Raw genomic sequence first — 16,693 nt, forward strand, 5'->3', positions numbered from 1 at the left:
CTGTTCCTGTTAGCGGTCTACTTCTTGCGCAGCTTTTCGATGAACGAGCCGAGACCCGCCTTCTTGGGTTTCTTGATCGTGGCCCGGCCCGTCACGAGATGTGCGAGCTGCGAGAATGTCTCCGCCGTCGGAGATTTCCCGTCCATCTCGCTGATCATCCGGCCGCTATTGGCAGCGGTGCCGAAAAGCTGGGCGTCGAACGGGATGATTGCGACCGGATCGAGCTCGAGCGGTTCGAAGAAGTCGGATGGCGCGATTTCCGGCCGCTTCGGCATGCCCACCTGATTGAGGATCAGATGCGGCGGCTTGTCCTGCGGCCTCAGCTTCTTCAAGGCGTCGATCATGTTCTTCATGTTGCGCAAATTGGCGAGGTCCGGTGCGCAGGTGATGACGATCTCGTCGACGTCGGAGAGCACAGCACGGGTCCAGTCGGCCCAGGTATGCGGCAGGTCGAGCACCGTCACGGGAGCGCTCCGCTGCAAAACGTCGAGGATCGGCTGGAAGGCGCCGCCCTCGTAGTCGTAACCGCGGTCGAGCATCGACGGGGCTGCGAGCAGCGAGAGGTTCTGGCCGCATTTCGTCAGCAGTCGGTCGAGAAAGACCTCGTCGAGACGCTCTGGCGAAAATACGGCTTCTGCCATGCCCTGGGCCGGATCCTGGTCGAAGTCGATATTCGCGGTGCCGAAAGGCAGATCGAGGTCGGCAAGCACGGTCTCCGTCGAAAACAGCGACGAAATGCCGAAGGCGCAGTTATGTGCGATGGTCGAGGACCCCACGCCGCCCTTGGCGCCGATGAAGGCGATGCTGCGGCCGAGCGGCTCGGCCTCCGGGTCGACGAAGATCGAGGCGATGGAACTCATCATGTCGGCCATGGTGAAGGGCGCCACAATGTATTCGGAAATGCCGCTGCGGATCAGTTCCCGGTAGAGCGCGATATCGTTGTGCCGGCCGACGAGGATCACCCGCGAGCTCGGATCGCAGACTTCGGCCAGCGGTGCCAGCTCCGTCATCAGGTCGCGCGGTCCGGCGTCGGTTTCCAGAATGATGAGGTTCGGCGTCGGCGTCGAGGAGAACATGTTCGCGGCAGCGGCGATATTGCCATGCGTGATGCGCATGCTGACACGCGCCATGCGTCGGTCGCCGGCGCATTGCTCCATCGTCCGATGCACGCCTTCGCTGATGCAGAAGGCATGGATCGAGATGCGCGGCAGCGGACGCAGGTTCTCGACGTCGCCTGCGATCACGCTCTCGGAAGCGCTCCGATATCCCTCAGTGGATTCGCCGATGTCATAGTCGATCGCGTTCATGCTCTCATCCTGTCCTCTTGGACCGCAGTCGCATCAATTCGTGGAGGTGTCGGCGCCCCGGCGATAAAGTCCGATCACGGTCGAGCGCCTGGTGGCGTCGATCGGAGCCATGTCGCGGGGGGTGACGAGATCCATCGGATTGGCGATTTGTGCGGCGAGGTTGCTCTGCGTCGCGCAGCCGAAATTGTGATAGTTCTTGTTGCTGAAGGTGTTGTTCTGCAGGTCCTCCGGCCATTCGCCGCAGGGATTTGTCATCGCGGTGATCGCGACATAGCTGATCCTGACAGGGGCCGCATTGCTGTTGGCTTCTGCCTGGTAAGACGTTTCGATGATCTTGTTGGCCGCAACGCCCCGGGTGGTCAGGACCTGGCGGATCTGCTTGCGCATGGCCGACGCCGCGCCGGAGTTCGGCGAGCCGTGCGGCACCATGACCTGGATCGTGCCCGTCGACGCCGACAGATAGTCTGCGGCAAAACCGGCGATCGAATCCTGCACGCCAACCGTCAGTCTGCGGTCGCCGGATGCGATCGGAACATCGAGTGTATGTTCCACTTCGCTTAGCATGATGGGATGTCGCGTGCGGTAGTCGTCGGGGATGGCGGACGTCGTCATCCGGTCCTTCGTGCTGCCGCAACCCGAAAGTGCGACGGCTGTTCCGAGAACGAGGCCGGCGAGGAGGATACGCTGGAATGAATGACCCACTGATGCCATGGCTGGCCGACTTTCCCTGACTTGACGTGCCGAATGTTTCATTTCGATCCTCACGCCGTTCACTTGTAGATGAAGCCGACAGCGCCATGGTACTGGCCGGTCGGTTGGTTGTTCTCGCGGCGGCCATAGACCTTGTTCACCTTGTTCAGGAAGAAGGTCGCGCCGTCGTTTTCCGGGTTGAAATTGTCATCCGGTCGCGACAGGGCGCCGCGTGCAACGGGGCGAACCAGATAGGGCGTCGCGATGATCACGAGTTCTGTCTCGTTGCGCTGGAAGTCCTTGCTGCGGAACAGCGTGCCGAGCACAGGCACCTTGGAGAGACCCGGCAGACCGGACATCGCCTGGCGAATATTGTCCTGAACGAGACCTGCAATCACGATCGAGCCACCGGACGGCAATTCGACGGTGGTCGAGGCCTCGCGCTTGCGGATCGACAGGAAGGTCGAGCCCGGGACCTGGTTGAGAACGTTACCCGTGACCTGCGAGGATTCCCAGGTCGGCTCGGAGACATTGGTCTCGATCTGCAGGCTGATACGACCAGGTGCGAGAACGACCGGGCGGAAGTTCAACTCGATGCCGTAGTCGATGCTCTGCGTCGTGCGTTCGATGGAAATGCCGTCTTCTTCGTCGCTCGACACTTCCTGCGGTCCGGCAAGTCGGAATTCGCCGCCGACATAGAACTTCGCGGGCTCGCCCGAGATTGCGGTCAGGCTCGGTTCGGCCAGCGTGCGCATCACGCCGGCCTGCTCCATGGCATTGATGTAGGTATTGAGCCCGAGGCCGCCGATACCAGCAGAAATCACAGCCGTCCCTGTCGGATCGATGGCATTGCCGAGGTTCGACGGATTGGCATAGCTGATGCCGGTCGATCCGTCGGAGATACTGCCCGAGAAACCGAGCTGCTTCAGCACCTGCCGGCTGACTTCTGCCACGGTGACCTTCAGCGTCACCTGGTCCTCGCCCTCGATGGTCAAGAGATTGACGATCTGCGACGTCTGTCTCTGCTCGGCATAGATCGCCACAGCGCCGTCGCCGCTGCTCTCGCTGGTGGCAGTCGTATTGCGCGTCGTTGCTTCACCGCCCTTGAGGAAAGCCTCTGCAAGGCTGGCTGCACGGGCGGCGTCCTGCGGGGTACGCACGCTGCCTGTCAGGACGATGTTGTCGGAGACGATTTCGACCTTGATGTCGGATTCTGGAATGAAGCGGCGCAGATTGGTTTCAAGACCCGAGATATCGCGCTCGATCTGGATGTCCAGGCTGACGATCTCCTCGCCATTGGCGCCGAAGATGAAGATGTTGGTCTGGCCGACCATCTTGCCGAACAGATAGATGCGGCGCGACGAGCGCGTCACGGCATCGGCCATGACCGGGTCTGCCACCAGAATGTCGTGAGCGTCTGCGGGCAGGTCGACGACGAGCGCCTTGTTGAGGCCAAGCTTTACCGCCCGGCGGGCGCCCGGACCGGAATTGGTGATGCGCAAGACCGTCTGCTGCGCAGCCTCTGCGGCAGGCACCATTGTTCCGTGGTCAAGGAAGGAGCTCGGAGCGCCAGTGATCGCCATGGCAAAGGCGATGCTTGCGGTCAGCGATACCTTGAGTTTCTGTGTCAGACTGGCCACGATGGGTCTCCACTCATTGCATGGAATTGGCGGTCGATGAGGTCGACTTGACCACCTCGCCAGACTTGATGACCTGGATGATCGGCTGACCGTCTCCACCGCTGAGCAGATGGTCGGCAGCCGAGGTGTCTTCCTCCTGCGCGTCGGCGACCGAACGGAGGGCAAGCGACAGGCGATCTGCCATCTGTTGTGCAACAGCGATGACCTTGGTCTGGTCCGGCGTCAGTTCGAGGGTTGCCGTCGTGCCGATAACGGATTTGGAGCCATCAGGGGCTTCCTCGATCTGCTGGTCGATCGCCAGCACGCGAACATTGGAGAGAACGGTCTCCGTCAGGAAATTGTCTTCCTCACCCTTGCGGACCATGATCACGTCGACGCGGTCGTTCGGCAGGATGAAACCGCCGGCGCCGGTTGCCACCGAAATTTCGGTCGAGACGGCCCGCTTGCCGGATGGCAGGAGCGCCGAGAGGATACGGGAAGAGGAATCGGCAATCTTCTCACGCCGCAGCGGCTCGCCTTCGAAGACGGGCAGGCGAACGACGACGCCGGACAGCTCCGCGATCGCATCCGGCCGCGTCGATGATGTGATGAAGCCATCCACCACGCTGCCTTCCGGCCAGGCCATCCAGCGCATGGAGTTTTCATCGAGGCGGGCACCGACCGGAAGGTTCGCCGCTGAGACGAGCACCTCTACGGTCGGCTCCTTCTCGATGACTGCATCCTGCACGATCACGGTCTGGTTGCCGCTTAGCCGCATGGCAAGCAGACCGGCCATACCGGCAGCCACGACGGCGACGGCGAGTATGATGAGGCGGGCGGGTTTCATGATCGATCCTCGGGCAACGCAATAGGTTCTACCGGCAAGGTTGATCAGGAATTGGTGTACTTATGGTTAATGACCCGCTTACATTTGTAGTTAACGGAAGGTTTCTTCAGTCCTCGTCAGAGCGCTTTCTGAATGGCTGAGACTACAAGCGGTGAACTCGGATAGGCCAGTAGACCTGCTGCGCCAATGGCAATGGCGTAAGGGATCTTGTTGGCGACCATCAAGGTTTGTGGAAGTCGGACGCCGACAGTCGCGAGCTTGTCCCAGTTGGCACGCAGGAGCATGACCAAGATGGTCAGCACACCGCCAAGATATCCCGTATAGACGAGGAACTCGAAGAGAGAGGTGTTGAAACCGAACCAGAGCGCCGCAGCCGTCAGCAGCTTCGCATCGCCGCCGCCCATGACATTGAACGCGAAAAGAGCGAAGCATCCGAAGAATACCAGCAGAGCCGCCGCCAGATGCCAGCCGAGTTCGACTACGGACAATCCGCTGAAGGGTGCGATCAGCACAAAAGCGCCGATCAGCAGCAACGAGATCCAGTTCGGGATCGTCATTTCGAGAAAATCGGTGAGCGCCGCCAAGACAAGGCAGGCTGGAAGGACGATAAAGACGATTGCTGGATACATGGCCGTTACTCCTTGTCCGCCTCACTACCCGACATGTATTGAGATTCCGAAAACAAAGCGTCGTTCTAGCTTCTGGACATGCCGCAAATGCAAAAAGGCCGCCCCGTCGAGGCGGCCTTCATTATCACAATTGAACGTTTTTACAGGCCGCCTTCGGCCGTAGACATCTTACCAGAGATGCCCTGGAAGGTGTTGTTCAGGGCACCGCCCAGGGTCGTGGCGCCGGTGATCAGGGCGACCGAGATGAGGGCGGCGATGAGGCCGTATTCGATTGCGGTTGCGCCGGACTCGTCCTTGACGAAACGTGCGAAAAGCTTGGTCATGTTATTTCTCCTACTCCGCGAGGTTGATCAGCACTGCCGGCAACTGTTTGCCGTTGCTCGGATGTCGCCAACCTAAGCGGCGGCCTATTGCCATCGGCTTAAGAAAAACGGTTACCAGATCGTGAAACGGCGCAAGCCTCCGGCGTGGTAAATGAATGTTGGCATCGACCGATAAGATGCCGCAGATCTCAGCCAAAACGGCGCATTGTCGGGGGCTTTTCCATCCTCATGACGGGTGCGGCGTTCCAAGGTCTTTCCCCTTGAGAGCAAATGTTAACGCATCTCCTCGCCCGGCTGCGCCCGAATGGCACACATTCGATTAATCCGTCTCTCGAGCCGCAGGCGAAATTTGTTAGCCGAGCCGATCGAGTGCTCTGTCTGGCGCTGCAAAAATGCATTTAACCCTTCGTTCACCAAAAGCCGGCATGCTTCCCGCAACATCCCCACGCGCGTATTCAAAGGCACGTTCATGTCCGATCGTCTTCTTGCTGCAGCCGCCGCCATGGCCATGGTCCTGGCCACGCTCTCGTCAGCAACCGTTGTGCATGCGCAAGATGAGGGCATCCTGCGCGTCTATATGAACAGCGCACGGGTGCTGAAGCTGGATCGCCCGGTGAGCAAGGTGATCGTCGGCAATGCCGAGGTTGCCGATGCAACCGTCGCCGACGCACGCACGATTGTCCTGACCGGCCGTTCCTACGGCACGACGAACCTTGTCCTGCTGGATGCCGACGGCAATGCCATCGTGGACGAACGCATCCTCGTATCCATCGACGAGGCCAGCACCGTGCGGGTGTTTAAGTCCACCGCGCGCACCGTTCTCTCCTGCACGCCGAACTGCGAAGAACACGCAAAGACCGGCGCTACGCCGTAATACTCTTGAGTTTCGCTTTCAGACGGCGTGGCAAAGTGTAAATATTCGGGAAACGGAAAATCAATATTTGGCTCGTAGCTTCTCCTGAGCTTTGAGGATGAAGAAGGCTATGACCAGCCAGGATATCGATCGAGATCATCACATTGAGCGCCGCAGACCACGCTTCCGGCTGTGGCGCAAGCTTGCGCGATCGAAAGACGGCGCCGCAGCGATCGAATTCGCGATTCTCGCTGTACCCTATTTCCTCATCATCTTCGCGATCATCGAAACCTTCGTCGCTTTCGCTGCCGAGCAGCTGGTGACCAATGCGGTCAACACGCTGGGCCGGCAGATACGCACCGGACAGATCACCTATCAGATGAACCGCCCTGCCACGGACATGGATGTCACCAAATTCCGGGAGGCGTTTTGTGACGAGATAGACATCATGATTCAGTGCTCGGAGGCGGAAATCGCCACGCCGAGCAAACTCTATATCGACGCCCGAACCTTCCCCAAGTTTGCAGACATTCCGCAAACCATCCCGCGTGTCTCGACGGCCAATTTCGCCGACATCGACCCGACGAGCTTCAAGTTCACGCCCGGAGGGCCCGACACGGTCAACATGCTGCGTGCCTATTATCGCTGGCAGGTGATCACCGATCTCGTCCGCCCCTACATCACGACCATCAGACCCGCAGATGGGTCCCTGCCGTCAGACTTCCTCATCGTCGCCACCACCGCCTTCCAGAACGAGAAATATCCATGACCGCGAACGGCAGAGATATGTCCGCGCTGAAACGAAGCATCGCCAGCCTTCGCCAGGGTTGCTTCGGCGTTGTCTGCAATTTGAAGCGCCTGATGGGCGACAGGCAGGGCGTCGGTGGGGTCGAGTTTGCACTCGTCGCGCCGATGCTGATCGTGCTCTATCTGATGGCATTCGAGCTCACCATGGGCTTGAGCGTTGCCAAGAAGGCGTCGATGGCAAGCAGCACGATTGCAGACCTCGTTTCGCGCGAAGAGGCAGTCGACAAGACATTCCTTGCGGGCATGGCGGATGTCTCCGGCGCGATCTTCGTGCCCTATCCGTCGAAAGATCTGCTGATCAACGTCAGCGCGATAAAGATCGATTCCTCGAAAGCGGCGAAAGTCTTGTGGTCCTGGTCGACCACAGGCGTCGCCCCCTATGCCGCCGGCACGGATGCACCCGTGCCAGCTGACATGCTCGTTGCCGATACATTTCTGATCCGCAGCGAACTCAGCGTCAGCCACGAACTGATGATGTATCTGCCGGGCCTGTCGGGTACCGAAGCCAAGAACTTGACCATTGCGCGGGAATACTACTTCCGCCAGCGCCTCGGCACCGAAATCAAATGCGGCAACTGCTGATCTGAGGCGTTTGCCAAGCCTTCGCCCAGGCGCTAAGGATGCGATCAAAGGCCGGCAGAACAACAAACCAGACCCGGCCGTGGTGTTCACATGGCACGTGCTTTCCTTTTCGTTCTCGATTCCTTTGGCATCGGCGGCGCGCCCGATGCGCCCGCCTATGGTGATCATGGCTCCGATACACTCGGCCATATCGCCGAGTTCTGTGCTGCCGGCGCCGGCAATCGCAAGGGGCTGCGGCATGGGCCGCTGGTCGTGCCGAACATGTCGGCACTCGGCCTCATCGAGGCCGCCAGGCTCGCCACCGGCAAGGCGCCCGACGGCATGGCCGTCCCCGAGCGGGTCTTCGGCCTGCATGGTGCTGCAAGCGAAGTCTCGCACGGCAAGGACACGCCCTCTGGTCACTGGGAAATCGCCGGCACGCCCGTGATGTTCGACTGGGGCTATTTTCCGGAAGGCGAGGAAGCCTTCCCGGCAGATCTGGTGGAAGCGATCTGTCGCGAAGCGAACCTGCCGGGCATCCTCGGCAATTGCCATGCATCCGGCACCGAGGTCATCGCCCGCTTTGGCGAGGAGCATATCCGGACCGGCCAACCGATCTGCTACACCTCGAGCGATTCCGTCTTCCAGATCGCCGCCCATGAAACCCATTTCGGTCTCGAACGCCTGCTCGAACTCTGCCAGATCGTGCGAAAGCTTCTCGATCCCTTGAACATCGGCCGCGTCATCGCGCGGCCTTTCATCGGCGAAACCGTCCAGACCTTCGAGCGCACCGGCAATCGCCGCGACTATTCCGTCCTGCCGCCCGAGCCGACCCTGCTCGACCGCCTCGTCGAGGCCGGCCGCAAGGTCCATGCCGTCGGCAAGATCGGCGATATCTTCGCCCATCAGGGTGTCTCCCGTGTCATCAAGGCCAATGGCAACATGGCGCTGATGGACGCGACGCTGAAGGTCATGGACGAGGCCGAAGACGGCGATCTCGTCTTCACAAATTTCGTCGATTTCGACATGCTTTTCGGCCATCGGCGTGACGTGCCGGGCTATGCCGCAGCGCTCGAAGCCTTCGACCGCCGCCTGCCGGAGGTCCATCGCAAGCTGAAGCCGGGAGACATGGTTCTCATGACCGCGGACCACGGCTGCGATCCCACCTGGCGCGGCACCGACCACACCCGCGAGCGCGTACCGATCATGTGCTTCGGCCCCGGCGTGCGCTCGCGCAACATCGGTGTGCGCAATACCTATGCCGATATCGGCGAAACCATCGCGGCGCATCTGGGGATCGCCCCCGGCCGCCACGGACGGAGCTTCCTGTGACGAGACGAATGAAGAAGGCTGAACTGCACTGTCATATCGAGGGTGCGGCGCCGCCGGCGCTGGCGCTTGCCCAGGCCGAGAAATACGGCGTTGATCCCACGACCTTCATGCGCGACGGCACCTATGCCTGGAGCGATTTCGCCGAGTTCATCAAGGCCTATGACCGTGTGGCGGCTCTCTTCCGTACGGAAGAGGACTATGCCCTCCTGACCGAGACCTATCTGCGCGAGCTTGCAGCCGTCGATACGATCTACAGCGAGATCATCGTCTCGCCTGACCATGGCGATCGCATCGGTCTCGGCGCCGACACCTATCTCTCCGGCATCACCGCCGGCATTGAGGCCGCCAAGGCTGCGACTGGCATCGAGGCCCGCATCATCGTCACCGGCGAGCGCCATTTCGGCCCGGAAAGCGTCATTGCCGCTGCCGAATATGCCGCCCGCAGCAACAATCCGCTGGTCACGGGTTTCAACATGGCCGGCGAGGAGCGCATGGGCCGCGTGGCGGATTACGCCCGCGCCTTCGACATCGCCCGCGAGGCTGGCCTCGGCCTCACCATCCATGCCGGTGAAGTCTGCGGTGCCTTCAGCGTCACCGATGCCCTCGACCTCGTCAAACCCGCTCGTATCGGCCACGGTGTCCGCGCCATCGAGGATCCCGAACTCGTCCGCCGCCTCGTTGATCTCGGCACCGTGCTGGAAGTCTGCCCGGGCTCCAACATTGCGCTCAAGGTCTTCCCCGATTTCGCCAGCCATCCGCTCAAGAAGTTCCACGAGGCCGGTGTGAAGGTCTGCATCAATTCCGACGATCCACCCTTCTTCGGTACATCACTTGCCCAGGAATACGACTGGGCGTCGAGCGAATTCGGCTTTACCGATGCCGAGATCGACGGCATGACGCGCACAGCCATCGAGGCCGCTTTCGTCGACGAGGAGACGCGAGCGCGGCTTCTCGCCCGTCTTTGATGCTACGCCTGTTGAAGACCGGCTAAATTCCGGCATCGCTCTTGCGGGCGTCCAAGAGAACGTGAAAATAGAAGCACCTCAGAAAACAAGAAAAGAAGGCTCGACCATGGACGGCGTAACAGTCATCGATCACCCCCTCGTGCAGCACAAGCTGACGATCATGCGCCGCAAGGAAACGTCGACCTCGAGCTTCCGTCGGCTGCTGCGCGAAATCTCGACTCTCCTCTGCTATGAAGTGACCCGCGATCTCGAACTGACCATGGAGACGATCGAGACGCCGCTCACCGAGATGCAGTCGCCGATCCTCGAGGGCAAGAAGCTGGTCTTCGCCTCGATCCTGCGTGCCGGCAATGGTTTGCTCGAAGGCATGCTGGAACTTGTGCCAGCCGCCCGCGTCGCCCATGTTGGCGTCTACCGCGACCACGAGACGCTGCAGGCCGTCGAATACTACTTCAAAGCACCCGACGCCCTGTCGGAACGACTGATCATCGTCGTCGACCCCATGCTCGCCACGGGCAACTCGTCGATCGCCGCGATCGAAAAGCTCAAGGAGCGCGGCGCGAAGAACATTCGCTTCCTCTGCCTGCTGGCTGCCCCCGAAGGCATCAAGAATTTCCACGCAGCCCATCCTGACGTGCCGATCTTCACCGCATCGATCGACAGCCATCTGAACGAGAAGGGCTACATCATGCCCGGCCTCGGCGATGCCGGCGACCGGATGTACGGAACGAAGTGATTTCTTAACCAGATCGCAAGCTTTGACAGCCCGAAACCCCGGTTTCGGGCCGTTTTGCGTCCTGCGTTATCCAACTTCTTCGGATCCGCTGCTACGATCCGGCGTCGCTCACGGGGATAACAGATGTTCGCTCGCACGCTGTTCACAGTCATGATGCTCGCCTTGTCCGCTAGCCAATGGCCGACGATCGCGGAGAAGGTTCAGGCCATGCTGGACGAGCGTGAGACGACCGAACCCGCTGCCGTCGTGGCAAAGCCTGCCGCAGCGGTTCCATCCGGCCAGACGGTTCTCACGATGGGTCGCCATGGCCACTATTCGGGAACGTTCAAGATGAACGGCAAGCCGGTGGATGCCATGGTCGATACCGGAGCCTCCAGGGTGGCGATCAATGTCTCGACCGCCCGCCGCCTCGGGTTCAGCCCGGCAGCGCTCGATTTCCGTTACCAGGTGAGAACTGCAAACGGCGTCACCAAGGCTGCACACGTGACCCTGGACCGGGTTGAAATCGGCAGTATCCGGGTGCGTAACGTCGAGGCTGTCGTTCTGGGTGATGAGGCGCTTTCATCCACGCTTGTCGGCATGAGCTTCATGACAAAACTCAGGTCCTATACGGCGGAGAAGCGCACGCTGAGGATGATCCAGTGAGGTTTTCGCCCGTTACTCGGCAGCGATCCTGAGCCCGATGACCGGTGCTGCCGTAGGCTTCGTTCCCGAAATGCGATAGCATTCCGCCACCGTCCTGGCGGCTTGAGTGGCAGTAGCCTCGTCATTCGCCTGAACAAAGGCGATTGGCTCGCCCTTTTCGACCTTTGTGCCAAGCGGCTTGAAGCCGGCGATGCCCACGCCGTGATCGATCTTGTCGCTGGGGCGCTGGCGGCCACCACCGAGCGACACAACAGCGAGACCGAGACCGCGCGTATCGCATTCCCCAAGATAGCCGTCCTCATCGGCAAGAACGGCGATCTCAACCTTGGCCCGTGGGAGATACGTTTCTGCCTTCTCCATGAAATCGGCGGGACCGCCGAGCTCCGACACCATGCGACCAAAGATCTCCGCAGCCTCGCCCGATGCCAGAACTCGGTTGCAACGGGCAAGCGCGGCCGCCTGATTGCTCTCGACGCCGGCATTGATCAACATCTCGGCACCGAGCGCCAGCGTCACCTCTTCGAGTCGCGTACCGCTCTTCAAGCCCTTCAGAAAATCGACGGCATTCAGCACTTCGATCGCATTGCCGGCGCAGTCGGCAAGCGGCTCGTTCATGTCGGTCAAAAGCGCCGTGGTCTTCACGCCGGCGCCATTGGCGACACGCACTAGCGAGCGCGCCAAGGCCTCCGCATCTTCGCTCTTCGCCATGAAGGCGCCATTGCCGACCTTCACGTCGAGCACAAGGCTTTCCAGCCCGGCCGCGAGTTTCTTCGACAGAATGGAGGCCGTGATCAGCGGAATGGATTCGACCGTCGCCGTCACGTCGCGGATCGCATAGAGCCGCTTGTCGGCCGGGGCCAGATCACCTGTCTGGCCGATGATCGCGCAGCCCGCACGATCGACCGTCCGGCGGAAGGTGACATTGTCAGGCATCACGTCGTAACCGGGGATCGACTGCAGCTTGTCGAGCGTGCCCCCGGTATGGCCAAGCCCGCGCCCTGAAATCATCGGGACGGCCAGCCCACAGGCCGCCACGATCGGAGCCAGCATCAGCGAGACATTGTCGCCGACGCCACCCGTCGAATGTTTGTCGGCCACGGGCTTGCCGACGCCTGCCCAGGAAAGCACGTCGCCGGAATCCCGCATGGCAAGCGTCAGCGCCACGATTTCATCCGGCGTCATGCCCTTGAAGAAGACGGCCATGGCAAAGGCCGCTACCTGCCCCTCGGAGATCTTTTCCTTCGACAGGCCCTCGATAAAGCCGGCGATCTCCTGCGCGCTCAGGGTCCCGCCATCACGCTTGCGTCGAATGATCTCCTGGGGAAGCATGGCTCAGTACCCCGATGCCGCAGCGGTTGAGCGCTCGCCCGAGAGCACGGCGATGATGTCGTCGAGCAGGCCGGAAGCGCCGAAGCGGAAGGTCGATGGCATCACCCAGTCCTCGCCCATGATGGTGTCGGCGAGCTTTAGATAATGGCCAGCGTCCATTACTGTCGCAATGCCGCCGGCCGGCTTGAAGCCGACCTTCTTGCGGCTGTCGCGGATCGCCTGCAGCATGATGTCGGCCGCCTCGAGCGTCGCATTGACGCCAACCTTGCCGGTCGAGGTCTTGATGAAGTCGGCACCGGCCGCGATCGAAAGATCCGATGCACGTCGGATCAGGGAAATGTCCTTGAGCTCACCCGTTTCCAGGATCGTCTTCAGGATCGCTGGGCCACAGGCGTCTTTGACCGCCGAAACCATGTTCGTCACGGCCTTGTCGTCACCGGCCGCCAGCGCCCGGTAGGGGATGACGAGATCGATGTCGTCGGCGCCATCAGCAACCGCATCGCGCGTCTCGGCCAGCACGTCCTCGGTCTTCATCTCGCCCGAAGGGAAGTTGACCACCGTTGCGATGCGGATCGGGCTATCGGGACCGAGCAGCGTGCGTGCCTGCATGACGAAGCGCGGCCAGATGCAGATCGCAGCTGTCGGACCAAACGCGCTCTGGGCGCGACCGCACAGCGTCACGATCTGGTCGGGCGTGCAGTCGTCTTTCAGATTGGTGAGGTCGAGCAGCGAAAGCGCCCGCGATGCGACAGCGCGCAGTTCTTGATTATCCAATGTCATTTCCTCCGCCGATCATCCGTTTCAGGATGGTGGCCAGACGTTTGCCGCCGATCGGCGCCATGTCTTTGGTTTCTTCGTGGCTGAGTTCGCCACCGGTCATGCCTGCCCCATAATTGGTGATCACCGAGGCGGCTGCAACCCTCAGGCCACAGAAACGGGCGAGAATGACTTCCGGCACGGTCGACATGCCCACGGCATCTGCACCCAGAATACGCGCCATGCGGATCTCCGCCGGCGTCTCGAAGCTCGGGCCCGAGAACCACATATAGACACCCTGCGCGAGCGGCACATCTTCTGCTTCAGCAGCTGCCCGCATCGCGGCCTGCAGCTCGGCATCATAAGCCGAGGTCATGCCGACGAAGCGCCCGTCGCTCGGCTCGCCGATCAGCGGGTTCTTGCCGGAGAAGTTGATGTGATCGGTGATCTGCATGACCGAACCAGGCGGCATGTCCTCGCGCAGCGATCCCGCCGCGTTGGTGAGGATCAGCGACTTCACGCCGAGCCCCATGAGAACCTCGATCGGCATGCGCATCGCATTCGCATCGCCGTGTTCGTAATAGTGCATGCGGCCGGCCAGCATGATGACCGGCGTGCGCCCGAGATAGCCCGCAACGATCTCGCCGGCATGGCCCGACACACCGCTTAAGGGAAAACCGGGCAGATCGGAGTAGGGGATGCGGATGGCATCACGAACCTCGTTGACCAGTGATCCCAAGCCCGATCCGAGAACGATGCCGAAGCGCGGCATGAGGCCGTTCAGGCGCTCGACCAGCAGATCCACGGCCGCCTTCATCCGAGGATGTCCGTTTTGAAGCTGAGCGGCAGAAGCTCGTCCATCGTCATGGTCTTCTGCACACCCACTTCGTCACAGAGATAGATCTTGGTATCGGCAGACGCGAATTCCGAGATCTTCTGCCGGCAGCCGCCGCAGGGCGGGCAGAGCGCCAGCTTCTCGGCGATCACGGCCATCTCGACGATCTTCTTGCCGCCACCCATGATCATGCAGCCGATCGCCGTCGGCTCGGCACACCACCCTTGAGGGAAAGAGAGGTTCTCGATATTGGCGCCGGTATAGATGCGACCGTCGTCCGCGCGGATGGCAGCCCCCACGGGGAACTTCGAATAGGGCGCATGCGCGAATTTCATCGCGTCACGCGCGGCTTCGAAAAGATCATGTGCCATGATCAACGCTCCTTGGAGTATGCGACGCCACCGGCCTTCGGCGGGTTGGCAGAGCCGATGAAGCCCGCAAGCAGAATGCAGGTGAGGATATAGGGCAGGGCCTGGAAGAGCTGCACCGGCACTTCCCCGATGAGCGGTATCTCCTTGCCCTGCATGAAGTTGGCGAGGGCATCGAGGAAACCGAAGAGCAGGCAGGCGAACATGACCGGCACCGGCTTCCACTTGGCGAAGATCAGCGCTGCAAGCGCGATGAAGCCCTTGCCGGCCGACATGTCCTTGATGAAGGCAGCCGACTGGGCGATTGCGAGGTAAGTACCGGCGATGCCGCAGAGCAGACCGGCCATCAGCACCGCGCGGTAGCGCAGGAAGGTGACCGAAATGCCGGCGGTATCGACCGCACCCGGGTTCTCGCCCACGGCACGCAGGCGAAGGCCGAAGCGCGTGCGATAGAGCACCCACCAGGAGATCGGAACGGCGAGGAACGCGATATAGGTGAGCATGTTGTTGCCGGAGATCACGTTCGAATAGATCGGCCCGATGAAGGGCACGTCGCGCATCATGTCGGCACCCGGCAGGATGATAGGGGAGAAACGACCGTCGCCGGAGACCTGCGGCGTACGGCCGCCCTGGCCGAACCAGGCCTGGCCGAGCACCACGGTGAGGCCAGCCGCGACGAAGTTCAGCGCCACGCCCGAAACGATCTGATTGCCCCGATTGGTGATCGAGGCAAAGCCGTGGATCAGCGAGAACACCAGCGAGACGGCGATGCCGGAGAAGAGCCCGAGCCAGGCCGAACCGGTGAGATAGGCGACACAGGCCGCGGCAAAGGCCGCTGCCAGCATCTTGCCTTCAAGCCCGATGTCGAAGACGCCGGCCCGTTCGGAATAGAGGCCGGCAAGGGCTGCCAGGATCAGCGGGATCGACAGTCGGATCGTCGAGCCGAGGATGCTGATGAGCATGTCAAAGGATTCCATGGTCGCGTCCTCAGGCCTTTGTCATTGTCTGGTAGATCCGCACGATCATCGGGCGGCACATGAATTCCAGCGCGCCGGCAAACAGGATCACAAGACCCTGAATGACCACGATCATCTCGCGGGTGATGTTCGGCATGTCGAAGGAGAGCCAGGCTCCACCCTGATAGAGAATGCCGAACAGGATGGCGGCAAGCACGATGCCGAGCGGATGGTTGCGCCCCATCAGCGACACCGCGATCCCGACAAAGCCCGCGCCTGCGACGAATTCCACCTGCAGACGGGCAGACGCGCCGAGCACCGGGTTGAGCGCCATCATGCCGGCAAGGCCGCCGGAGATCAGCATCGTGATCATGACGATCTTCACATAGGGAATGCCGGCATAGGCGGCGGCCGAACGGCTGATGCCGAGCGTGCGCATCTCGAAGCCGAGCTTGGTGCGCCAGATCAAGATCCAGACCAGCACGCACATGACGAGCGCGATCAGGAAGGAGACGTTGAACGGGGCAGGTCCGAGCGTGCCGCCGAACATCGCGATCAGCCAGTCGAGCTTGGGCAGCTGGCCGCCTTCGAGGAAGGTGCGGGTTTCCGGCGCCATTTTGCCCGGCACGATCAGCACGTTGACCAGCAGATAGACCATCAGCGCTGCGCCGATGAAGTTGAACATGATCGTCGTGATGACGATATGGCTGCCACGCTTGGCCTGCAGCCAGGCCGGGATGAAGGCCCAGGCCGCGCCGAAAAGGGCGGCCGCCATGATCGCAAACGGCATGGTGACATACCACGGTACGTAATGGTCGAGCGCAAGCGCTGCGAGTGCGGCACCCAGTCCACCGAGATAGGCCTGGCCTTCCGAGCCGATGTTGAACAAGCCGGCGTGATAGGCGACCGCGACGGAGAGCCCGGTAAAGATGAAGTTCGTCGCATAAAACAGCGTGAAGCCGATGCCTTCGCCGCTGCCAAGCGCGCCTTCCAGCATCAGCTTCAGCGCCTCCCACGGGTTCTCCCCGATGATCCACACCACGAGGCCGGACACGAGAAAGGCAAGCGTGAGGTTGATCAGCGGCAGCAGCGCATAATTGATCCAGTTCGGCAGGGGTACGGATGCAGTGCTCAT

At 61.3% G+C, this 16,693-nt stretch carries 19 protein-coding genes; 7 read left to right on the forward strand and 12 right to left on the reverse strand.

Annotated features, from left to right (window positions below; all coding sequences use genetic code 11):
- Positions 1 to 17: 17 nt before the first annotated feature.
- The 6 genes from GH983_RS20995 to GH983_RS21020 all read right to left on the reverse strand — a co-directional run bounded on the left by GH983_RS20995 (position 18) and on the right by GH983_RS21020 (position 5,415).
- Positions 18 to 1,307 carry a CpaE family protein gene (locus tag GH983_RS20995; protein WP_153763402.1) on the reverse strand — a complete coding sequence of 430 codons (1,290 nt, stop codon included), beginning with the start codon at positions 1,305 to 1,307 and terminating at the stop codon, positions 18 to 20.
- Between the two features lie 33 nt (positions 1,308 to 1,340).
- The gene (locus tag GH983_RS21000; RefSeq protein WP_054149429.1) at positions 1,341 to 2,018 is read right to left on the reverse strand and encodes a CpaD family pilus assembly protein; all 678 of its coding nucleotides are present in this window, start codon (positions 2,016 to 2,018) and stop codon (positions 1,341 to 1,343) included.
- 59 nt (positions 2,019 to 2,077) lie between these two features.
- The gene (locus GH983_RS21005) at positions 2,078 to 3,637 is read right to left on the reverse strand and encodes a type II and III secretion system protein family protein (protein ID WP_153763403.1); all 1,560 of its coding nucleotides are present in this window, start codon (positions 3,635 to 3,637) and stop codon (positions 2,078 to 2,080) included.
- A 13-nt stretch (positions 3,638 to 3,650) separates the two neighbouring features.
- Positions 3,651 to 4,463 (reverse strand): Flp pilus assembly protein CpaB, encoded by an 813-nt coding sequence (gene cpaB / locus GH983_RS21010; RefSeq protein ID WP_153763404.1) that lies wholly within the window; start codon positions 4,461 to 4,463, stop codon positions 3,651 to 3,653.
- Between the two features lie 116 nt (positions 4,464 to 4,579).
- Positions 4,580 to 5,092 (reverse strand): prepilin peptidase, encoded by a 513-nt coding sequence (locus GH983_RS21015; RefSeq protein WP_153763405.1) that lies wholly within the window; start codon positions 5,090 to 5,092, stop codon positions 4,580 to 4,582.
- A 140-nt stretch (positions 5,093 to 5,232) separates the two neighbouring features.
- Positions 5,233 to 5,415: a Flp family type IVb pilin gene (locus GH983_RS21020; protein ID WP_153763406.1), complete on the reverse strand. Its 183-nt coding sequence runs from the start codon at positions 5,413 to 5,415 to the stop codon at positions 5,233 to 5,235.
- Between the two features lie 502 nt (positions 5,416 to 5,917).
- On the opposite strand from GH983_RS21020, the gene GH983_RS21025 reads away from it, so the two are divergent.
- The 7 genes from GH983_RS21025 (at position 5,918) to GH983_RS21055 (ending at position 11,314) form a co-directional block, all read left to right on the forward strand.
- On the forward strand, positions 5,918 to 6,289 hold the full coding sequence (locus GH983_RS21025) for a pilus assembly protein N-terminal domain-containing protein (RefSeq protein ID WP_245280847.1): 372 nt from the start codon (positions 5,918 to 5,920) through the stop codon (positions 6,287 to 6,289).
- A gap of 109 nt (positions 6,290 to 6,398) precedes the next feature.
- Complete coding sequence (locus GH983_RS21030) at positions 6,399 to 7,037, forward strand: TadE/TadG family type IV pilus assembly protein (RefSeq protein WP_054149435.1); 639 nt, start codon at positions 6,399 to 6,401, stop codon at positions 7,035 to 7,037.
- Entirely contained in the window at positions 7,034 to 7,657 is a 624-nt protein-coding gene (locus GH983_RS21035) for a TadE/TadG family type IV pilus assembly protein (RefSeq protein WP_246727451.1), read from the forward strand. The genes GH983_RS21030 and GH983_RS21035 overlap by 4 nt, the downstream gene beginning before the upstream one ends.
- 90 nt (positions 7,658 to 7,747) lie before the next feature.
- Positions 7,748 to 8,968 carry a phosphopentomutase gene (locus tag GH983_RS21040; RefSeq protein ID WP_153763407.1) on the forward strand — a complete coding sequence of 407 codons (1,221 nt, stop codon included), beginning with the start codon at positions 7,748 to 7,750 and terminating at the stop codon, positions 8,966 to 8,968.
- Positions 8,965 to 9,933, forward strand: coding sequence for an adenosine deaminase (locus GH983_RS21045; RefSeq protein ID WP_153763408.1), 969 nt, complete (start codon positions 8,965 to 8,967; stop codon positions 9,931 to 9,933). Before GH983_RS21040 ends, GH983_RS21045 begins: the two co-directional genes overlap by 4 nt.
- A gap of 106 nt (positions 9,934 to 10,039) precedes the next feature.
- Positions 10,040 to 10,669 (forward strand): uracil phosphoribosyltransferase, encoded by a 630-nt coding sequence (gene upp / locus GH983_RS21050; protein ID WP_006725188.1) that lies wholly within the window; start codon positions 10,040 to 10,042, stop codon positions 10,667 to 10,669.
- Positions 10,670 to 10,792: 123 nt separating this feature from the next.
- Positions 10,793 to 11,314: a TIGR02281 family clan AA aspartic protease gene (locus GH983_RS21055; protein ID WP_054149438.1), complete on the forward strand. Its 522-nt coding sequence runs from the start codon at positions 10,793 to 10,795 to the stop codon at positions 11,312 to 11,314.
- Between the two features lie 12 nt (positions 11,315 to 11,326).
- Here the strand turns inward: GH983_RS21055 and deoA are convergent, their stop codons facing one another.
- The 6 genes from deoA to GH983_RS21085 are packed head-to-tail and all read right to left on the reverse strand — an operon-like array spanning position 11,327 to position 16,693.
- Positions 11,327 to 12,643, reverse strand: coding sequence for a thymidine phosphorylase (deoA, locus tag GH983_RS21060; RefSeq protein ID WP_153763409.1), 1,317 nt, complete (start codon positions 12,641 to 12,643; stop codon positions 11,327 to 11,329).
- A gap of 3 nt (positions 12,644 to 12,646) precedes the next feature.
- Positions 12,647 to 13,423 (reverse strand): deoxyribose-phosphate aldolase, encoded by a 777-nt coding sequence (gene deoC / locus GH983_RS21065; RefSeq protein ID WP_371418390.1) that lies wholly within the window; start codon positions 13,421 to 13,423, stop codon positions 12,647 to 12,649.
- Positions 13,410 to 14,216, reverse strand: coding sequence for a purine-nucleoside phosphorylase (locus GH983_RS21070; RefSeq protein ID WP_069042580.1), 807 nt, complete (start codon positions 14,214 to 14,216; stop codon positions 13,410 to 13,412). Before GH983_RS21070 ends, deoC begins: the two co-directional genes overlap by 14 nt.
- Positions 14,213 to 14,605, reverse strand: a complete 393-nt coding sequence (locus GH983_RS21075) for a cytidine deaminase (RefSeq protein WP_069042579.1) — start codon at positions 14,603 to 14,605, stop codon at positions 14,213 to 14,215. The genes GH983_RS21070 and GH983_RS21075 overlap by 4 nt, the downstream gene beginning before the upstream one ends.
- Positions 14,606 to 14,607: 2 nt before the next feature.
- The gene (locus GH983_RS21080; RefSeq protein WP_054149443.1) at positions 14,608 to 15,579 is read right to left on the reverse strand and encodes an ABC transporter permease; all 972 of its coding nucleotides are present in this window, start codon (positions 15,577 to 15,579) and stop codon (positions 14,608 to 14,610) included.
- A 10-nt stretch (positions 15,580 to 15,589) separates the two neighbouring features.
- Positions 15,590 to 16,693, reverse strand: a complete 1,104-nt coding sequence (locus tag GH983_RS21085) for an ABC transporter permease (protein WP_054149444.1) — start codon at positions 16,691 to 16,693, stop codon at positions 15,590 to 15,592.

The organism is Agrobacterium sp. MA01 (assembly GCF_009650195.1).
Taxonomy (GTDB): Bacteria; Pseudomonadota; Alphaproteobacteria; order Rhizobiales; family Rhizobiaceae; genus Allorhizobium.

Excerpts from the sequence above, each read along its gene's own strand:
- GH983_RS21015 (WP_153763405.1), bottom strand. The coding sequence starts at position 5,092 with ATGTATCCAGCAATCGTCTTTATCGTCCTTCCAGCCTGCCTTGTCTTG.
- GH983_RS21035 (WP_246727451.1), top strand. The coding sequence starts at position 7,034 with ATGACCGCGAACGGCAGAGATATGTCCGCGCTGAAACGAAGCATCGCC.
- GH983_RS20995 (WP_153763402.1), bottom strand. The coding sequence starts at position 1,307 with ATGAACGCGATCGACTATGACATCGGCGAATCCACTGAGGGATATCGG.
- upp (WP_006725188.1), top strand. The coding sequence starts at position 10,040 with ATGGACGGCGTAACAGTCATCGATCACCCCCTCGTGCAGCACAAGCTG.
- GH983_RS21080 (WP_054149443.1), bottom strand. The coding sequence starts at position 15,579 with ATGGAATCCTTTGACATGCTCATCAGCATCCTCGGCTCGACGATCCGA.
- GH983_RS21000 (WP_054149429.1), bottom strand. The coding sequence starts at position 2,018 with ATGGCATCAGTGGGTCATTCATTCCAGCGTATCCTCCTCGCCGGCCTC.
- GH983_RS21085 (WP_054149444.1), bottom strand. The coding sequence starts at position 16,693 with ATGAGCACTGCATCCGTACCCCTGCCGAACTGGATCAATTATGCGCTG.
- GH983_RS21070 (WP_069042580.1), bottom strand. The coding sequence starts at position 14,216 with ATGAAGGCGGCCGTGGATCTGCTGGTCGAGCGCCTGAACGGCCTCATG.
- GH983_RS21030 (WP_054149435.1), top strand. The coding sequence starts at position 6,399 with ATGACCAGCCAGGATATCGATCGAGATCATCACATTGAGCGCCGCAGA.
- GH983_RS21055 (WP_054149438.1), top strand. The coding sequence starts at position 10,793 with ATGTTCGCTCGCACGCTGTTCACAGTCATGATGCTCGCCTTGTCCGCT.
- GH983_RS21020 (WP_153763406.1), bottom strand. The coding sequence starts at position 5,415 with ATGACCAAGCTTTTCGCACGTTTCGTCAAGGACGAGTCCGGCGCAACC.
- cpaB (WP_153763404.1), bottom strand. The coding sequence starts at position 4,463 with ATGAAACCCGCCCGCCTCATCATACTCGCCGTCGCCGTCGTGGCTGCC.
- deoC (WP_371418390.1), bottom strand. The coding sequence starts at position 13,423 with ATGACATTGGATAATCAAGAACTGCGCGCTGTCGCATCGCGGGCGCTT.
- deoA (WP_153763409.1), bottom strand. The coding sequence starts at position 12,643 with ATGCTTCCCCAGGAGATCATTCGACGCAAGCGTGATGGCGGGACCCTG.
- GH983_RS21040 (WP_153763407.1), top strand. The coding sequence starts at position 7,748 with ATGGCACGTGCTTTCCTTTTCGTTCTCGATTCCTTTGGCATCGGCGGC.
- GH983_RS21075 (WP_069042579.1), bottom strand. The coding sequence starts at position 14,605 with ATGGCACATGATCTTTTCGAAGCCGCGCGTGACGCGATGAAATTCGCG.
- GH983_RS21025 (WP_245280847.1), top strand. The coding sequence starts at position 5,918 with ATGGCCATGGTCCTGGCCACGCTCTCGTCAGCAACCGTTGTGCATGCG.